Origin of the sequence: uncultured Streptococcus sp. (assembly GCF_963528215.1) — a bacterium.
Lineage (GTDB): Bacteria > Bacillota > Bacilli > Lactobacillales > Streptococcaceae > Streptococcus.
Genome location: NZ_CAURVL010000001.1, coordinates 22,676 through 40,052 on the forward strand (window position 1 = coordinate 22,676; position 17,377 = coordinate 40,052).

Genomic DNA, 17,377 nt, shown 5'->3' on the forward strand with positions numbered 1-17,377 from the left:
CTATTTTCCTAATGTATCATAAATTTCACGAACCAGCTGTTCTGTATTTGCCCAACCCAGACAAGGGTCAGTAATGGACTTGCCAAAGACTTCTGGCTCGTCCTGACGACCGTCTTCCAGATAAGACTCAATCATAAAGCCACGTACTGTAGCCTTAATCTTTTCATTCCAGTCACGGTTAATCAGAGTCTGGCGAACGATACGGACCTGCTCCAGATACTGCTTACCAGAGTTATCATGATTGGTGTCAATGATGATAAAGGGATTTTCTAAGCCCATTTTTTCATACTGGGCAATGGTATCCAGCAGATTATCATAATAGTAGTTGGGAATGTTCTTGCCGTATTCATTCAGAGCACCGCGCAAGATGGCATGCGCTAAAGGATTGCCGGACGTTTCGACTTCCTTACCAGCGAATAGGAAACTCTGCTTGTTCTGGGCTGCATAGATACCGTTAAACATGACATTGAGATTGCCAGAAGTCGGATTTTTCAATCCAGTCGGAAGATCCGCTCCACTAGCTACAAATCGGTGCTGCTGGTCTTCGACCGAGCGAGCTCCTACAGCCATGTAAGAAATCAAATCATCTACCAGAGGCAGATTTTCTGGATAGAGCATCTCATCAGCTGTGGTCATGCCTGTCTCAGAAATAACCCGATAGTGCAGATTGCGGACTGCCTTGATGCCGTTAATCAGACTAGGAGCGGCAGTCGCATTGGGCTGATGAATAAGCCCTTTGTAACCATCTCCGTTCGTCCGAGGCTTGGCAGTATAAACCCGCATGACCATGAAAATGCGGTCTTTTACTTCTTCTTGGAGAGCAGATAGACGCTTGGCATACTCTAGCACCGCTTCTTCGTTATCTGAAGAGCAGGGACCGATAACCAAGAGAATGCGGTCATCTTGACCACGCAGAATTACTTCTAACTCTCGGTCACGCTTTTCCTTGCGAGCGAGCATGTCGCCTTCTAGCTTAGCAAGTTGGCGAACTTCTGCCACATCAATGGGTTGACTAGTTGCTTTAAAGGTCATCTATTCTCCTTCTTTTATGCTTACTTTTTACGGCCGTGACAGTTCTTGAACTTCTTGCCAGAACCACATGGACAAGGGTCATTTCTCTTTACATTGGACAGGTCTACATTCTCGGGCATATTTGGCGCCTTAGCAGAGATATTGCGGGTAGCTGTTGTACTGATAGCCCGCTCTGTCCGAGGACGCTCTTGCTCATGAATCTGTGCTTTCATCATCAGACGAGTCACATCAAACTCAATAGAACCAATCATGTCGTTGAACATACGGAAGCTTTCTGCTTGATATTCGACAACTGGGTTATTTTGTGCATAACCGCGCAATCCAACAGCATTGCGCAGCTGGTCAAGGGCGTCGATATGGTCAGTCCACTTGCTGTCCACCACGCGCAGAATCAAGACCTTCTGGAATTCACGTACAGCTTCTTCGTCTCGCAGCTTAGCAATCTGACTGTCGTAGACTTCCAATGCACGTTCAAACAGATAATCTTTGATTTCTTGATCAGACTTGCCTTCCAAATCACTGTCAGAAATGGAATCTTCTGAAACCAAGTTATACTTAGCAAAGTTTAAAATTGCTTCAATCTTATCATCCTGATCAGAGTGGCTGCTACCATCAACGATACGGTTGATAGTCCGTTTAATCATAGCATGGATTTCAGGACTGAGGTCACGGTCCGCAGTAATGACATCGTGGCGCTCAGCATAGATAATTTCCCGCTGCTCACGCATCACATCATCATATTGCAAGACTTGTTTCCGCGTATCGTAGTTATTTCCTTCGACACGCTTCTGAGCTGCCTCTACCTGACGGGTCAGCATGCCAGACTTAATAACAGAATCTTCGTCACTAAGGTTCATCCGATCCAAGAGGGCTTTAATGCGCTCTGAGCCAAAGCGACGCATCAGCTCATCTTCCAGTGACAGGTAGAACTGTGACTCACCCGGATCACCCTGACGACCTGAACGTCCGCGTAGCTGATTATCAATCCGGCGGCTTTCATGGCGCTCTGTACCGATAACACAGAGACCGCCCAGTTCGCGAACACCTTCACCCAACTTGATGTCGGTTCCCCGTCCGGCCATATTGGTCGCAATGGTAACCGCACCACGTTGACCGGCGTTCATGATGATTTGCGCTTCTTTATAGTGGTTTTTCGCATTGAGGACTTCGTGAGGAACCCCAGCTTCTACCAATTTCTTAGAAATATAATCACTGGTTTCAACCGCAACGGTACCAACCAGAACAGGCTGGCCTTTTTCATGACGCTCTTTAACATCCTGAACAACTGCCTTAAACTTAGAATCAATACTTGGGTAGAGCAGGTCAGAATGGTCAATACGTGCTACCGGACGGTTGGTTGGAATTGGAATAACACGAATGTTGTATGTTTCGCGGAACTCTTCTTCCTCTGTCTTGGCTGTACCTGTCATACCGGACAGCTTCTTATACATACGGAAGAGGTTCTGATAAGTAATGGAAGCAGAAGTTTTTGTTTCTTCCTGAATCGGCACACCTTCTTTGGCTTCAATCGCTTGGTGGAGACCGTCAGAGTAACGGCGGCCTTCCATTGTCCGACCAGTAAACTGATCGACAATCAGAATTTCCTGATCTTCACTAACCACATAGTCAATGTCAAGCAGCATAATGTAGTTAGCTCGCAGAGCATTGTCGATAAAGTGAGTCAGAGCAACATTTTCAATATCGTAGAGATTGTCCAGCTTGAAGTAGTTTTCTGCCTTGTCAATACCTGAGTCAGACAAACCAATCGTCTTAGACTGAACATCGATGATGTAGTCGTCCTTATCCAGAGATTTGACATAGTGGTCAGCCATATGATAGAGCTGGTTGGTATCTGAAGAAACCGGTCCGGATACAATCAATGGTGTCCGAGCTTCGTCAATCAGGATTGAGTCCACCTCATCGACCAAGGCATAATTGAGCGGGCGCTGTACCATGTTTTCAGCTCGAACTACCATGTTATCACGCAGGTAGTCAAAGCCGATTTCAGCATTGGTTGAATAGGTAATGTCGCAAGCATATGCTTCTTTTTTCTCAGATGGAGACTTAGCGGCCAGATTGATACCGACAGAAAGGCCTAGCCAAGAGTAGAGCTCACCCATTTCGGTTGCGTCACGCTCAGTCAGGTATTCGTTGACTGTGACAACGTGCACTCCTTTACCTGCAAGGGCATTTAAGTAAACTGGCATCGTCGCAGTCAAGGTTTTTCCTTCACCGGTACGCATCTCTGGAACGTCACCATGATGGAGAACGATTCCTCCCATAACCTGTACCTTATAAGGGAAAAGACCCAACACTCGCTTAGCTCCTTCACGGACAACTGCAAATGCTTCAAATAAGAGCTGATCTAAAGTTTCACCATCAGCATAGCGTTTCTTAAATTCTTCTGTTTTTGCCTGAAGTTCTTCATCAGACAAAGCTGCCATTTCGTCTTCATAAGCCAAGACCTTATCAGCCATTTTTTCTAATTTTCTTAATTCACCTTTATCATTTTCAATGATAGTCTTTAAAATATTCGCCATTTTTTTCCTTACTATATAATAATCTTTCTGATTTTTAGAATGTTCTTTTCATTATAGCATGTTTTCCTATATCTTTCAAGAATGAAAAAAGCAAAATAGCTCCATCAGACTGTGCTTGCAGAACTGGGAGATGGCAGGATATCTAAGCTAAAAAAGAAAAAACAGAGGCCTTACTCTGTCTTTTCGAGTCTAAACAACACAAGGATAAACCGGTTTTTTCTTATTAATATAGAAAGTTATCCCTGCACTCCTTGGACATTCTACCGCTCTTTTGGCTACTTAAAATCCAACAAACGCATGGTATCTTGGGCAATCATCAATTCTTCGTTGGTTGGAAGGATGAGAATTTTAGCCTGCGACTGGGAATTTTGAATAAAGAGCTGTCCTTGCTCGTTAGCTGCCTGATTTAAAGAAAGTCCTAAGCAATTGAGTTTTTGAACGACCAAGCTGCGGATCAAGGCTGAATTCTCTCCGATTCCAGCGGTAAAGACCAAGGCATCCAGACCATCTAAATCTGTGATGTAGCTTGCAATGGTCTGAGCGATACGGTTGACAAACATATTGACTGCTAGACTAGCTTTTTCATCGCCTCTGTCACAAGCTTCCAGAACATCTCTTAAATCATTGCTGAGTTGGGAGATAGCCAGCAGACCGGATTCTTTATTGAGGACATCGCTTAATTGCTGGGCTGATAATTTTTCTTGTTCTAGCAAAAAAGGAAGAATCATGGGATCTATGTCACCTGAGCGGGAGCCCATCATCAGGCCAGCTAAGGGGGTAAAGCCCATTGAAGTATTGACAGACTGACCATTTTTAATGGCGCAAATACTAGCACCATTGCCCAAATGACAGTTGATAATCTTCAAATGCTCTGCAGCTTCTCCTTGGCCTTCCCAAATCTCCTTTACCTTTTGAGCAATATACTTGTGACTTGTTCCGTGGAAACCATACTTTCTCAGACCGTATTCATGATAGTAATCCCAGGAAAGAGGATAGAGATAATAGGCTTCTGAAAGACTTTGATGGAAGGCTGTATCAAACACAGCCACTTGTCCTGTCTCCGGCAGCGCCTTTTGGAAAGCTCGAATCCCTACCAAGTTGACAGGGTTATGGCTAGGAGCCAAGAAGGACAGCTTCTCAATGATGGATAGCACTCGCTCATCTATCAAAGCAGAATCATCAAAGGACTCGCCGCCATGTGCTACCCGATGACCGACTCCATCTATCTCGTCCAGAGAAGCAATCAACTTCCGCTCCAAAAGAAAGTTCAGCAGATAATCCACAGCAAATTGATGCGAAGGAATAGCCAACAGCTCCTTCTCTTTTTGACCTTCAAATTCAATCTTAAAAATGCCTTCCTTTAAGCCAATCTTTTCAAAAATTCCTTTCACCAAAAGGCTTTCATCAGGCATACTGAGCAGTTGAAATTTTAATGACGAACTGCCCGCATTAATCGCAAAAATTTTTTTAGACATATTTTTCTCCTGAGCAATGAAAACAGTGATTTTTCTAAATAACGTTTTTTTGAAAACTAAAACTTTCCATTGCTACTTGTTAGATAAATAAGCTAGCTTCAAATGGTTGGCTAGCTTATTTACTATTTTATATATTACATTGCATTGACTGCCAAGACAGCCAAGACAGCGCCGATAGTCGGTCCTACAATTGGCACCCAAGCATAAGCCCAGTTTGCATCTCCTTTATTCGGAACTGGTAAGAGGGCATAAGCAAGGCGCGGACCGAAGTCCCGGGCTGGGTTGAGGGCAAAACCTGTCGTCGAACCCAAAGACAAGCCGACAGCCATAATGAGGAAGCCAACTAAGAGTGGAGTGAGTCCAGGCGTGATTTCGCCGTGTGTTATCATCAAAAGTGCAAAGATGAAGAAGAAAGTCGCAACGATTTCGCTGAGCAGATTAAATGCTGGATTCTGGATGGCTGGTCCAGTAGCAAATACGCCAACTGAGTTGCCTTCTTCCGCCTTGGTTTCTTTGAAATGGGGATAATAGAAGAGCACTACAATAGACGCTCCGACAAAAGCCCCTAGAATCTGAGCGATGATATAGCCCACCACTTGCTCCCAAGGGAAGATGCCACCCACCGCAAAGGCAATAGTGACAGCTGGGTTAAGGTGACCGCCTGTATTGTAAAATCCTGCCGTATAGACACCCAAGGTCACTGCCAAGCCCCAGCCAAATACAACGGTAAACCAGTTGGGAGAGAAACCTTTTGCGAGACTCTTATTAAGACTGATAGACGCTCCGATTCCATTCCCAAAAACCATCAGAACCATGGTGCCTAAAAATTCACCTAGATATTTTTCCATACTCCATACTCCTTCATTTCGAAATATTTTATACTCTCTCCTCTCTATTGCTTCTACAGCGCAATAGAGAGTCTAAGAAAGTATAAGAGAAATATGCTCGTAAAATAGGAGAAAATCCCTAGCTCCAAAGCATGGATTGCAAGCGGTATTCTCTCCTCTGATATTATTTAATTAGCTTGCTTCTCTACAGACCTACAGCATACTCAGCAATGGACTGGTCTTCTTCAGAACTTCCTCCGCTGACGCCGATACCGCCAATCATTTCTGACTGGCAATAAATAGGAATGCCACCTGCTAAACTAACGACCTTATTGTCAGTCATCGTTTCCAGCTGGTAGAGCCATTGGCCAGGCTGAGTTAAAGGTGCTAAATCCTTGGACTGCATTCTCATTCCGACAGCTGTGTAAGCTTTCTTATAAGCCATATCGTTACTCACTAACAAGGCATTTTCCATACGATAGGTCATCACAACTTGTGCTGCTGGATCAACCACCGTTATCACGACGGCTAGTCCCAGCTCTTCAGCCTTGCGTCTGGCCCTTGTTACCAATTCCCAGGCATCCTGATAGATATTTGTGAAAAGAACAGGCTCTTTATCCAGTAAGGTTTGGCATCTGGCAAGGACTTTTTGAATAATGCTGTCCTGCAATTCTGAGTCTCCTCCCCAGCTTGATAGTTCTTGACTGCTGAGCTCGTCTTTCTCTCTATCTCTAGCCATCCATTTCACCTCTTTTCAGTAGTTGATACAGACATCTTTTTGAATCGATCGGAACAAGTCAAAAAGATGCTTCTAACAGATCAGATTTTTTAAACGGGACTCCCTTGACCAAACGCGCTGCATTTGAGCCAAATAGGCGCAAGACGTGGTCTGGTATAGCGGAATAATCTTTGATACGATAGATAAATTTTTCAAGTGGCAAGTTACGATAATGGAGGACTGCGTCTCGCCCGTCACAGGCAATCCCTACTAAAAGCTGGGATTGAGTTGCAGCCACATGCGCTAGTGATACAGAATCGCTAACTTCATCTGGGCTGACCAAGCTAAAAGGAATACCTTCCTCTTCGATACCGTAGCCGATTTGTGCCACCTTATCCGCAGGAGCATTGTCCGTAGCTATAAGCCTAATGGTGGGCTTTCTAGTATAAGCTAATTCCATAGCCGGCCCCCCATTTCTCTCTGACATAGGTCAAAATCAGTCCGGTCGCTACTGCATTTCGAGGTCCCACCAAGCCACGTACATTGCCTCGACCAGCTACAATGGCATGCTGAGAGAGGGCTTCGGTCACTAGCTGAGGTATTTCAAAGTCCAAAGCTGAGCCGCCTACGATGACAACGAAAGGAATGTCTCGAATATTCTGAGTAGGACTGACACGCTTGAGAGCCCGAACTGCATTGGTAACAAAGACTCTTTCCTTGGCAGACTGCCGAACAAGTTTGATTTTCTCGATAGAATAGTCTCCGTCATCAATAGGAACAAATTCATCATTTTCCTTAACGATGACAACTCTGGCAAATAACTCTCCAGACAGCGGCTTATCAAAAAATTGAACAGTGCCGTCTTCATGCCGGATATGGAAAAGACTTTCTACCTTAGCCAGAGGATATCGTTTGATGTCCTCTGCCAGATGATGATTTTCCAGTCCCAACTCCGAATTGATCAGCATGGTTACCATATCACCGGCACCAGCTAGATGGACGGCCAAGATTTGACCCCTGCTATCAATAATGGAAGCATCTGTCGAGCCTGCTCCCAAGTCCAAAATAGCTAAGGGGCGATCCGTCCCTGGTGTAGTCAGGGCTCCGAGGATAGCTGATTCAGCTTCTGCTCCGCCGATTTCTACAGTGATACCCAGCTCACGTTCGACTTCTTGGGCAATGATGGACATTTGTAGCTTGTCAGAATTTACCATAGAGGCGATGCCGACAGCCTGCTCCATAGAAAATTCTCCAGCCACACCACCGCGCACAGAAATCGGAGCAAAAGTATTGACGGCTAGTAAGTCACGGATATAAATGTCGGAAGGCTCTTTCTCGGTCAGGTCAGCCATGGTTTGGCGCACTTTCTCCAGCATACCACCAACATTGGTGCCCGCTTCTCCGACAACATTGCTAATCTCGCCGGCGTAGACAATTTTCTCCATAATTTCATCAGCGCCCTTGGAAATATCCACCTTTAAGGTATGCTCCTTACCGATAATTTGGATACTGCCTGCTGGAATCGTCCGAGCCTGAACGTCACCTGCCGGTGTCTTAATCACGACAGCCGAGCGGTTGCCAATGAGGGCACGGGCAATGGGAACGATACTTTTCGTCTCTTCTGCACTCAAGCCAAAGACCGTCGCAATGCCATAGGGATTGGATAATTGAGAAATTACCTTCCCCTGCTCTACCACTTCAACAGCAGCTTGCATGCCCAAAGGAACCTTGTCAATAAAGAGAATCTCATCCACGATTGGAATCTTCTGGCTAATGCGGTTGTTGACCAAAACCCCATCATCCGCCTGCAGAATGGCAGCCGTAATCTGATAGCCCTTGGCTAGATAGGCATTGATCAGCTGGGCAACCAAGTCAAAATCAATGACTTTCGGTACTACCACGATGTATTTCCCATCAATCGGATGATGAACCAAATCGAGAATATCCACTGTCAGTCCAATCCCCAGACCCAGACCGCCTGGAGTACGCGGATTATGACCAATCATGGTAGACTCTGTAATGACTGTCTCTGTGATGGTTTCCATGGCAACATCACCGATAACAGGCGTCGCTTCATTGATCCGAATCAAATCAACTTGTCCCAGTTCAAAGGATGTTTGCTCCATCAATTTTCTCAAAGATTGATAAATCCCGTGGACATTTTCCTTGGTCCCCTTGATGCCTGTTGTATCCGCAATGGCTGAGGCCAGAAAGTGAATGCTTCCATCATCTTGCACTTCAGCTAAGGCAGACTCGGTCGAAGAATTTCCTATGTCTACTCCAATGATTCGTTTCACATTTTCACCTCCACCAAGATTAGGCTATTTTGAGCAGCAGTTATAAAAGCAGTGATAATAATCTTTTTTTAACCCAAAATAGCCTTGGTAAAACCGAATTAGTTGTCGCCTTTCAACTTCTTGCGGCGTTCATAATTTTCAGCTGCTTCTCTGACAAAGCCCGCACAGATAACAGCTCCATATTGGTTTTCCAATTCATTGGCAATGTCCAATAATTCCTGTTTGGAAGACCGGTAAGGGCGCAGGGCATTGTAAATTTCCAGCACACGCGCATCCGGAACTTTGGTCAGTTCCGCAGCTCGTGAGAAGTTATATTGGATTGCTTCGCGGCCGGCATTCTTAGCAATTTCACCTTGCTTGATTAAAATCTCCGGCTTAATCCGCAAATCCTCTGCAGTCACATAGCCAGACAAGATATTTTCCAGTGTAATATCTTCGAATTTCTTATCCTGACCAACCTTTATCCAGTCTGGGTGTTTTTTAGAAATAGGATAATCAGCCGCTGTCGCTTCATCAGAACTGACCGGACGACTGGCTGCTCCTTGACTAGCTGAGCCGCTATCGCTTAGCTCGGCTAATATTTGTTTTACTAATGTTTCTACTGATTCACTCATTCTGATTTCTCCTTGTAGACATCATATGCATTAAATCACCTGACATTCATCAGCTGGTTTTCCTCTTTTAACCAGTTTCGTTTCCTTGATATGCAGCAAAGCTGAGTAGGCCTGATACTTAGGACGAGCCATTTGGTCGTTAAGGGTTGGTACCGGATTTGGTGTTTCACCCTTGGCATACTTAGCAGCATTTTTACCAATCAAACGATAGGTTTCAGGAGTTAACAAAGGTGCCTGCGGGAAGAGTTCCAGATTACTGAGCGGTGGCAAATCACGTTGGTGAATAACCGTTGTTCCCTTAGACTGAACACCGATAGAAATGCCAGAACCAGACAAGTGGTCTCCTTCTACTGCTACAAAGGCAACGTCAGAAGAACGATAGACCTTGACAATGCGAGCCTTAAGCCCTTCTTCTTCGATACCAGCCACCAGCTGACGCAGTACTTCCGTATGAGGAATGTCCACCATCGTCTTCACCTGCTGTTCTCCAAAGGCAGGTCCAACTGCAATAACGACTTCATCCGTTGACTGGCTAGGTTTAGCCACACCAACTGTACGGATGACAGCTTTTTCATTGGACACAGGCTTTGTAACAGGCTTTTCGCTTGTTTCAGCAACTGTTTCGTTGGTATTGGCGCTCATCTCTTTCATCACTTCTGCAATAATGGAGCGCAGTAAAGTTTCATTTATCTCTGTCATCTTAGCTCCTCCTATACATCACGCGGGTCAATCGCTTTAGGAATGTCTTTGACTTTTTCCCATTCTTCGCCGACCAGACGATGGCCTGTACCGACACCAACATAGTCATTCGGTGAATTCACCGCTGAAATAACATTCCAATCCCGATCAAAGATAGCAGATGTTTGCAGGAAATCCCCTGCTACACGTTGCTTGAACAAATTGAGCAGCTCATTGGCAACTTCAGGGAAGCCATTATTAGCCAAGGCTTTGATCAAATCAGCCCCTTGAACTCCGCGTTCCAGAATACCTTGAGCAGCCTTGATATCTTCAACCTTATCCCGCTCTGGCATATCTTTAGAGCCATGAGCATAGGTCGCTGCTTCGACTTCTTCGTCGGTAATCGGCGGCAGGCCTAAACCTTTGAAAAGAGCTTGCATAACGCGTGCTGCCTTGTTCCGAACCTTTACAACTTCCTCTTCACGTACAGGACGAAGACCACCGTCTACCCGCAGGTCACGTTGCAAGACATTGTAGTCGTCAAAGTCTTCCGCATCCCAGTTAGAGCCGGCAAACATATTGTCATAATTTGGCGTAGCAGAGTAGCCAGAGTTGATAAAGTCTGTACCTGGCGCAAACTGCATCAAAGTCCGAACAGAGCGACGTAAGTCCGAGTGAGTAAAGGTTTGGTCATTTGATGAAGCACATTCCAAGTCCAGCATGCTGGCAATCAAGTTTTCAGCAACGACTGCCCGAATACCACTCGGAACAGCTGCTGGAATACCGATACAGCTTACTGATCCATTCTGTGTTCCTTGCACCCCAGCTGCTTTCGTGACATAGAGACAGCGAGCTTCCAGATAGAGCATTGACTTGCCTTCGGCTTGTCCCATCTGCACTTCAGACCCTGTACCGGAAGTGAAGCGCATCTTGAGTCCACGAGAGGCATAGGCGGAAGCCAGAAAGGCCTTGGACCAAGGTGTATCATCTCCATCGGTGAAGACATCTTCTGTACCATAAACAGAGATGGTCTCAGCATAGGCTGTAAAGCCACGCATACCAAATTCTAGTTCTGTCGCTTCTTCCAAAGAGCACTGAGTCAGTACCCCAGGACGGCCCACTTGTGAGCCAATCATCAGAGACAGGGCATTGAAAGGAGCGTAACGCACTACGGCAACCGTTGTTTCCTGCTCTGCAAAACCGCGCAGAGCTCCTTCAGCCGCATCTGCTGCAATCTGCACTGGATTATCATTGACATTGGTAACGTGGGCTTGTGTAGCTGTTTGCTTACGGGTCCGCATCTTTTGCAGACACATCATGATTTCCACGACATTCATCTGATTGACTACTTCAATGATTTTAGCCGGAGTCATGGCCTTGGTCAGCTTGATGATTTCTGTACGAGGTACACTCGGTGTCAATATTTTATTGGCAATCTCTCGTGAGTCCATCTGAATAACTTCTTCAGCCCGGCTCAAGTCAATCCCGTAGTTGGCAATGAACTGGTCAATCAGGTCAAATTCTTCTTTTGGTTTGCCGTCTAACTCAACCACTTTCCCATTTTGAATTTTGATACTGGGCTTAGGATCATTGGGGCTTTCCATAGCCACTAAACCTTCTTCGACCCATTCTTTTACAAATCCATCTTGGTTGATAGGGCGTTCGCTTAATACTTCAAAACGTTTGGATCTCATACCGTTTCCTCCCTCTCACTCTTAAATGTAAGATGGCTGTGAGTTGGTTGGCTCGTCACCCATACTGCCTAAAAGTGCCAGTCCAACTTCACGCGCTGAGATAACTGATTGTCTAACTGCTCCAGAATCCCCACTGATAAAGAGGATAGCTTCGTTTGAGTGGCTGGTGCCACCATTTCCTGGAGAAGCATAGCCGACAACAGTAACGTTTGCAGCCTTAACAGCTGTATCCGCCATAACAACACCAATGGCTGCAGGTGCTCCGACAATCAAGCCAAAGGCACGACCGTATTCAGCACCAAAGGCAGTCTGACAAGCATAGCTAGCACGCGCAGTATATTGGAGTTCAATGTGCCCCGCATCATTAGCATAAACATCACCAAAGGTTCGATCCACTTCCTTCAAGGTTACTTCTACAGCTCGTCTGACATCTGATACATCTTCACCACCGAAGATAATCAAACTTCCGTGTCCAGCACCACCCTTGGTATCACGAGGCAGTTCGATTTTAACAATTTCAGTATTGGTTGCTTTGACCGCTTCATCTGCGGCCATGATATGAGGACCCGCACCGGTACGAGCACCGACTACACCAATTGAGCGATAGCTCTTTTCTAGCTTCATAGCATCCAGCACCTGCTGGTCCACATTGGCAATGACAAGTCCAATTGTATCGCCTATCGGATTAACACCGACAAATTCTGTAATATTGCATTTGTTTTCCATAAGACAGCTCCTTTCGCTGACATATATTTTGAAGCGCTTACAATTTTAGGGAATAAGGAAAATCAGATAAGAGAAACACCATAGCTATTCGCCTCTTTCTGATTCCTTTTTTTAACTTTTTTTGGGTCAAAAGAATAGATTATTCTAAGGTTTTCTGTTAAAATGAGTATGGTTGTTTTTTAAAAAGGAAGATTTTTCCGCGTTCTCCAAAAAAGCCTAACCAACTTTTTTAGGAATGCCAAGCTAAGCCTACAGGAAATATACTTGACAGGCCTTTCCCTTCACAAATAACAATCGCAGAGGCAGATAACAGATGATAAACTTTTCGCAGGGTTGCTCATCTTCTATCTGTTTTTTTATTTTCCATCATTATAGAATGGCAGGACAGCAGGCCGCTGTCCTGCCATTCTAGTAAATCTGATAGTTCAATTCTCCAACAAACTAGCCTTGCCAGTCAGCCGGATAAGTCACATAGATAAAGCGGGCCTTATCTCTGACAGAGAACTGAATGTCGCTGCCTTTAGGGATAAAGAGTACTTCGCCAGGGCCAGCTGTCATGACTTCGTCACCAACGATAATATCAAGACGCCCTTCAATAACATAGTCCACTTCATCATAGTCCAGATGCCAAGGGAAAGTTGTCTTTTCCATGGTCATCAGACCCAAGCCCAATCTTGGGCTTTCATCTAAGGTCAGCAAGTCTCGCGTATAAACTTGATGGCTCGCATCACCTGTATCCAAGCGATCTTCTGGACGAACATCCAGACCTGGCAGGGCGATAGAAGCTACGCCTGCCTTGCTGACCTTCTTCCCACCATCTTTAGTGGCTAATTCTTCCAATAAAATCTTACGAACCAATGTTTCTAGGTCAGAACGATTAATATCTGCCATACTTCATACCTCCAAGTCTAAGCTTCCTTCTTCGTTAAGAAGAAAGCCAGTAATACCGCTGTGATACCGCCGACAAATTTACCAATCATCATCGGCACAATCATTTCCGGTTTTTGACCGGCTGTAAAGCCTAGGTGATCTCCGATAACAAAGGAAGCTGATACGGCAAAGGCTACGTTAATAATCTTACCGCGTTTGTCCATATCCTTCATCATCTGGAACATGGCAATGTTATTAGCCAGAGAAGCTACCAAACCAGCTGCACCAACTTCGTTCATTCCTAGGGATTTTCCGATAGCAGAAAGCGGTTTGTTGGCTACCTTGGTAAAGACAGCTACCAGACCAAAGGCTCCAGCCAAGGTTACGGCAATCGTTCCGACAACTTCAAAGGCTTCCTTCAGTGTCTCAGCACCTTTTGGATAGAGGCTGATGAGCCATTCATTTCCAGTCAGAAGCTGCGCTGCACCAAAAGCCAAACCGAGCGTTGCCAAGATAACAATAATCTGACCAAACACTTCAAAACCTTTAATCATGGCATTAGGTGCCAAAAGCAATCCTATGAAAATCAGAGCAGATACAATGATAATCGGGATAAGATTGACAACCAAGGTTCCAAAAGGCAGACCTGGCACGAAAATTCCTCCGAGGAGACAGCCAATCGGAACAGTTACCAAACCGTATAGGATTCCGCGAGCCAAAAGAGGACGGTCATCTTTTTCGATAATACCCAAGGCAACTGGAATCGTAAAGACGATGGTTGGCCCCATCATAGAGCCCAGTACAAAGGCAGCAAAATTTCCTACCGCGGGATCCTGAGCCAGACTGAGAGCCAGAGGAGCCCCTCCCATATCATTGGCAATGAAGGTTGTCGCAAAGATAGACGGGTCAGCGCCCACCAAGCCATACAAAGGCACGACAATCGGTTTCAAGACATCCGCCAAGAGGGGAGCGATTACCATAATCCCAGCCATAGAAAGAGCCAAAGCTCCCATAGCCATTATACCTTCTTCAAATTTTTCACTTAGTCCTAGTTTGCCACCGATACATTTATCCACTGCACCGATCAGCATGAATAGCACCATGATATAAATGATAATTTCATTGATACTCATAACATTACCTTAGTTTCTAATATTCTTCATCACTGTGATAGTCAACCTTGTCAATGATAGCCACAACAACCATATCTACAGGGATATTCGTCTTATTTAGGCTCATCCGAGCAGAACTGCCAGTGGTTACCATTACTTGGTCTCCTTCGCCTGCACCGATGCAGTCGGCCACAATAAGCAGAGCTGGGTCACTTTGATGTTCATTTAGCTGCCGTTCGACCACTAAAAATTTCAAACCATTTAAATTTTCGTCTTTTCTAGTCGCCCAAAGGCTTCCTTTTACTTTACCAACAAACATCTCTACCCACTCCTTTATTCTATGATTTCTATTTTTTGACGTTTTAGATAATCTCTCGCCAAGGCTGTCACAATCATTCCTTTTTCTATTTTAAAGCTTCCGCTTTCAGGTAAGCCCATCTCTCTCAGCCTCTTCTCTGTCAGCAAAACCGGCTTTCCTGGCGCCTTAGTCTTCGGGCTGACTTCTTCTGCCACCACCCGTTTCACTTCCGGACGAGGCTCTTCAGCTTGATTGCTTTCTAGGAGTGCTAAGAGTTGGCCTTCTTTATAAAATTGCAGACCGTAGCGAATCAGCTTTTCTCGCTGTCCCTGCAGTTCCTGATACAAGTGCACTTTAGAAGATTGCTTGTACTGTTGAATAGCAAAGGCGTTGTCTGATACGAGGACTTTTTTGCCTTTCAAAAGACTCTTTAAAATGACTGCTTCCTCCACCGCTAAAGGGCAAAGGGATGAGAGTCTCAGAAAAGCATCAAAACCAAGTGACTCAACAACAACAATCTCTGCTGTGCAAGAATCTTTTACGACTTGAAAGCCTTCCCCTTCTAATAAGTCAGGAATCTTATCGCCTCCAATGACGTATACTGAGGGTTTCTGAGGCTTTTTCTTCAACTTTTCCATCAGGCGGTCTGTAATCAAATCTACCAAATGATCTAGATTTTCCATTCTTTACCTACCTTTTATTTGCTCATAGGACTTATTTTTTAATAATCCGTCCGCGTGTTCCTTTTTTGAAACCACAAGCATTGGCTTCATCGTAGTCAATATGCATATAGGTCGCAAACTTGGGACTAACACGGATGACCACATCATCAAAAATCAGCGGACGAGCACCTTCTACTCTGACTTGTACAATCTCGTGATTTTTTACATTCAGACGTTCGGCATCTTCCGGTGTCATATGAACATGACGCTTAGCTACAATCAGGCCCTTATCCAGACAAACTGCCTTGTCCCCATGAGCCAAGATGACACCCGGTGTTCCTTCGATATCACCACTTTCGCGAATGGGAGCCTTGGTGCCCAGCTGCAAACAATCGGTCAGGGAAACTTCTACCTGAGAATGTTTGCGAACAGGTCCCAGAATAACCACATTGTGAAAAGCGCCTTTTGGACCGACAACTGTCAGTCTTTCTTGACTAGCGAACTGGCCTGGCTGTGATAGGTCTTTTGCTTTTGTTAATTGATAGTTGGGACCAAACAAGGCTTCCAAATCTTCCTGACTCAAATGGACATGACGTCCGCTCGCTTCTACCTCAAATGACCCCTGCAATTCTTCCTGAACTTTATCAATTACTTTATTTACCAAATTTTCTAAAGTCATTGCTGTTCTTCTTTCTCTTGTTATTAGCTTGCTATCAACCAGAGCAAGACTTCAATTGATTTTAATAATTGAGAAACCTTACAAGCAAATTGATCTCTGTCACCATCAGCAGCCTGCTCCAATTCTTTGCGCAGGCGGGTCGTTTCGATATATGTTTCATAGCAATTCAGCTGCCAAGTCGGCTCTTGATAACTCATCATAACCGTTTCTTGATCGAGCTGTCGACTGACCCGAATGGCCTGCAATTCTGCATTGCTAGGCAGGTCTGTCTGGTAATCAGAAATATCATCCAGAATATGCTGACCAACGATTTGTTCTACTATGTTCAATAGTTGGCCAACTTGCTCACACTTTTCATCCTGAAAAGCCTGATGCAATTCTCTCTGGTTCTTCAAAAAGCAAGTATAAAGTTTAGTCAGTCTAAATAGTCGTGGATACACAGCAGAGTCCTCAAGGTTTGTAATCGGCACCCTGATAGCATCAGCAGCTGAGGCTGTTTTCCCTTTGGTCTGACCTGAAGAAATAATTCGAATATGGTGATCATTGAGAAAACCTCTGGCTGCTGGCGTCAGTTTTTCATCTTTGTTTAATTCAAAGACACCGTTATCAGCGAGAACGGATTCTCTATAAAGCTTTCTGATCTTAGCTTCTGTAAAAACTGACATGTATTCACATCCTTCTACTCCGTTGATACTCTGTGAAAATCAATCTGATACTCTCCGAAAATCAACATTTCTGTCTAGTATCGAGCTGCTGCCCATAAGCTTCATTTTCACTGAGTATTCTATTTGCATCAGAGGCCTGTATCAAGCCTGAACACTACAATACAGGCCCTTTCAGCAAATATTTATCTGTCCCAGATTATTTGGGCAGAATGACTTCCACTTCAGCATGTGGACGTGGAATTACGTGAACCGAAATCAATTCACCAACATTTTCAGCTGCAGCTGCTCCAGCATCTGTCGCTGCTTTGACTGCGCCGACATCACCACGAACCATTACAGTTACCAAACCAGCACCGACTTGTTCTTTACCAATCAAAGTTACGTTAGCGGCTTTGACCATTGCATCAGCTGCTTCAATTGCGCCGACGAGTCCTTTTGTTTCTACCATTCCTAATGCATTTGCGTTTGCCATGTTTATTTCCTCCAATTA

The 17,377-nt window shown here is 44.9% G+C and carries 18 protein-coding genes; all 18 read right to left on the minus strand.

What is annotated here, in order from left to right; genetic code table 11:
- The 18 genes from RWS24_RS00095 to pduA all read right to left on the minus strand — a co-directional run bounded on the left by RWS24_RS00095 (position 1) and on the right by pduA (position 17,359).
- A complete protein-coding gene (locus tag RWS24_RS00095) occupies positions 1-1,032 on the minus strand; it encodes a 3-deoxy-7-phosphoheptulonate synthase (RefSeq protein ID WP_314364406.1) in 1,032 nt (343 codons plus the stop codon).
- A gap of 20 nt (positions 1,033-1,052) precedes the next feature.
- Positions 1,053-3,572 (minus strand): preprotein translocase subunit SecA, encoded by a 2,520-nt coding sequence (gene secA / locus RWS24_RS00100; RefSeq protein ID WP_314364409.1) that lies wholly within the window; start codon positions 3,570-3,572, stop codon positions 1,053-1,055.
- Between the two features lie 275 nt (positions 3,573-3,847).
- Positions 3,848-5,047, minus strand: a complete 1,200-nt coding sequence (locus tag RWS24_RS00105; RefSeq protein WP_314364411.1) for an acetate kinase — start codon at positions 5,045-5,047, stop codon at positions 3,848-3,850.
- A 134-nt stretch (positions 5,048-5,181) separates the two neighbouring features.
- Positions 5,182-5,895, minus strand: coding sequence for an MIP/aquaporin family protein (locus tag RWS24_RS00110; RefSeq protein WP_002898181.1), 714 nt, complete (start codon positions 5,893-5,895; stop codon positions 5,182-5,184).
- Positions 5,896-6,079: 184 nt separating this feature from the next.
- Entirely contained in the window at positions 6,080-6,613 is a 534-nt protein-coding gene (locus RWS24_RS00115; protein ID WP_314364412.1) for a heme-binding protein, read from the minus strand.
- Positions 6,614-6,671: 58 nt separating this feature from the next.
- Positions 6,672-7,052, minus strand: coding sequence for a glycerol dehydratase reactivase beta/small subunit family protein (locus RWS24_RS00120; protein WP_314364415.1), 381 nt, complete (start codon positions 7,050-7,052; stop codon positions 6,672-6,674).
- Positions 7,033-8,889: a diol dehydratase reactivase subunit alpha gene (locus RWS24_RS00125; protein ID WP_314364416.1), complete on the minus strand. Its 1,857-nt coding sequence runs from the start codon at positions 8,887-8,889 to the stop codon at positions 7,033-7,035. The genes RWS24_RS00120 and RWS24_RS00125 overlap by 20 nt, the downstream gene beginning before the upstream one ends.
- Positions 8,890-8,987: 98 nt before the next feature.
- Positions 8,988-9,503: a diol dehydratase small subunit gene (locus tag RWS24_RS00130; protein WP_314364418.1), complete on the minus strand. Its 516-nt coding sequence runs from the start codon at positions 9,501-9,503 to the stop codon at positions 8,988-8,990.
- Positions 9,504-9,533: 30 nt separating this feature from the next.
- Entirely contained in the window at positions 9,534-10,202 is a 669-nt protein-coding gene (locus RWS24_RS00135; RefSeq protein WP_004188079.1) for a propanediol/glycerol family dehydratase medium subunit, read from the minus strand.
- 11 nt (positions 10,203-10,213) lie between these two features.
- The gene (locus RWS24_RS00140) at positions 10,214-11,875 is read right to left on the minus strand and encodes a propanediol/glycerol family dehydratase large subunit (protein WP_125352178.1); all 1,662 of its coding nucleotides are present in this window, start codon (positions 11,873-11,875) and stop codon (positions 10,214-10,216) included.
- Positions 11,876-11,896: 21 nt separating this feature from the next.
- Positions 11,897-12,628, minus strand: a complete 732-nt coding sequence (pduB, locus tag RWS24_RS00145; protein WP_260425614.1) for a propanediol utilization microcompartment protein PduB — start codon at positions 12,626-12,628, stop codon at positions 11,897-11,899.
- Positions 12,629-13,042: 414 nt separating this feature from the next.
- Positions 13,043-13,492, minus strand: a complete 450-nt coding sequence (locus RWS24_RS00150) for a cupin domain-containing protein (RefSeq protein WP_002896350.1) — start codon at positions 13,490-13,492, stop codon at positions 13,043-13,045.
- 17 nt (positions 13,493-13,509) lie between these two features.
- Complete coding sequence (locus RWS24_RS00155; RefSeq protein WP_002896353.1) at positions 13,510-14,604, minus strand: ethanolamine utilization protein EutH; 1,095 nt, start codon at positions 14,602-14,604, stop codon at positions 13,510-13,512.
- A gap of 16 nt (positions 14,605-14,620) precedes the next feature.
- Complete coding sequence (locus RWS24_RS00160; protein WP_002896356.1) at positions 14,621-14,902, minus strand: EutN/CcmL family microcompartment protein; 282 nt, start codon at positions 14,900-14,902, stop codon at positions 14,621-14,623.
- Positions 14,903-14,916: 14 nt separating this feature from the next.
- On the minus strand, positions 14,917-15,564 hold the full coding sequence (locus tag RWS24_RS00165) for a hypothetical protein (RefSeq protein WP_002919539.1): 648 nt from the start codon (positions 15,562-15,564) through the stop codon (positions 14,917-14,919).
- A 31-nt stretch (positions 15,565-15,595) separates the two neighbouring features.
- On the minus strand, positions 15,596-16,222 hold the full coding sequence (gene eutD, locus RWS24_RS00170) for an ethanolamine utilization phosphate acetyltransferase EutD (RefSeq protein ID WP_002896361.1): 627 nt from the start codon (positions 16,220-16,222) through the stop codon (positions 15,596-15,598).
- A gap of 23 nt (positions 16,223-16,245) precedes the next feature.
- Complete coding sequence (locus RWS24_RS00175; RefSeq protein WP_314364425.1) at positions 16,246-16,887, minus strand: hypothetical protein; 642 nt, start codon at positions 16,885-16,887, stop codon at positions 16,246-16,248.
- 196 nt (positions 16,888-17,083) lie between these two features.
- The gene (gene pduA, locus RWS24_RS00180; RefSeq protein WP_002896373.1) at positions 17,084-17,359 is read right to left on the minus strand and encodes a propanediol utilization microcompartment protein PduA; all 276 of its coding nucleotides are present in this window, start codon (positions 17,357-17,359) and stop codon (positions 17,084-17,086) included.
- Positions 17,360-17,377: the final 18 nt, after the last annotated feature.

Bases quoted from the DNA above. Each gene is read 5' to 3' on its own strand.
- RWS24_RS00095 (WP_314364406.1), bottom strand. From the start codon at position 1,032: ATGACCTTTAAAGCAACTAGTCAACCCATTGATGTGGCAGAAGTTCGC.
- secA (WP_314364409.1), bottom strand. From the start codon at position 3,572: ATGGCGAATATTTTAAAGACTATCATTGAAAATGATAAAGGTGAATTA.
- RWS24_RS00105 (WP_314364411.1), bottom strand. From the start codon at position 5,047: ATGTCTAAAAAAATTTTTGCGATTAATGCGGGCAGTTCGTCATTAAAA.
- RWS24_RS00110 (WP_002898181.1), bottom strand. From the start codon at position 5,895: ATGGAAAAATATCTAGGTGAATTTTTAGGCACCATGGTTCTGATGGTT.
- RWS24_RS00115 (WP_314364412.1), bottom strand. From the start codon at position 6,613: ATGGCTAGAGATAGAGAGAAAGACGAGCTCAGCAGTCAAGAACTATCA.
- RWS24_RS00120 (WP_314364415.1), bottom strand. From the start codon at position 7,052: ATGGAATTAGCTTATACTAGAAAGCCCACCATTAGGCTTATAGCTACG.
- RWS24_RS00130 (WP_314364418.1), bottom strand. From the start codon at position 9,503: ATGAGTGAATCAGTAGAAACATTAGTAAAACAAATATTAGCCGAGCTA.
- RWS24_RS00135 (WP_004188079.1), bottom strand. From the start codon at position 10,202: ATGACAGAGATAAATGAAACTTTACTGCGCTCCATTATTGCAGAAGTG.
- RWS24_RS00140 (WP_125352178.1), bottom strand. From the start codon at position 11,875: ATGAGATCCAAACGTTTTGAAGTATTAAGCGAACGCCCTATCAACCAA.
- RWS24_RS00150 (WP_002896350.1), bottom strand. From the start codon at position 13,492: ATGGCAGATATTAATCGTTCTGACCTAGAAACATTGGTTCGTAAGATT.
- RWS24_RS00155 (WP_002896353.1), bottom strand. From the start codon at position 14,604: ATGAGTATCAATGAAATTATCATTTATATCATGGTGCTATTCATGCTG.
- RWS24_RS00160 (WP_002896356.1), bottom strand. From the start codon at position 14,902: ATGTTTGTTGGTAAAGTAAAAGGAAGCCTTTGGGCGACTAGAAAAGAC.
- RWS24_RS00165 (WP_002919539.1), bottom strand. From the start codon at position 15,564: ATGGAAAATCTAGATCATTTGGTAGATTTGATTACAGACCGCCTGATG.
- eutD (WP_002896361.1), bottom strand. From the start codon at position 16,222: ATGACTTTAGAAAATTTGGTAAATAAAGTAATTGATAAAGTTCAGGAA.
- RWS24_RS00175 (WP_314364425.1), bottom strand. From the start codon at position 16,887: ATGTCAGTTTTTACAGAAGCTAAGATCAGAAAGCTTTATAGAGAATCC.
- pduA (WP_002896373.1), bottom strand. From the start codon at position 17,359: ATGGCAAACGCAAATGCATTAGGAATGGTAGAAACAAAAGGACTCGTC.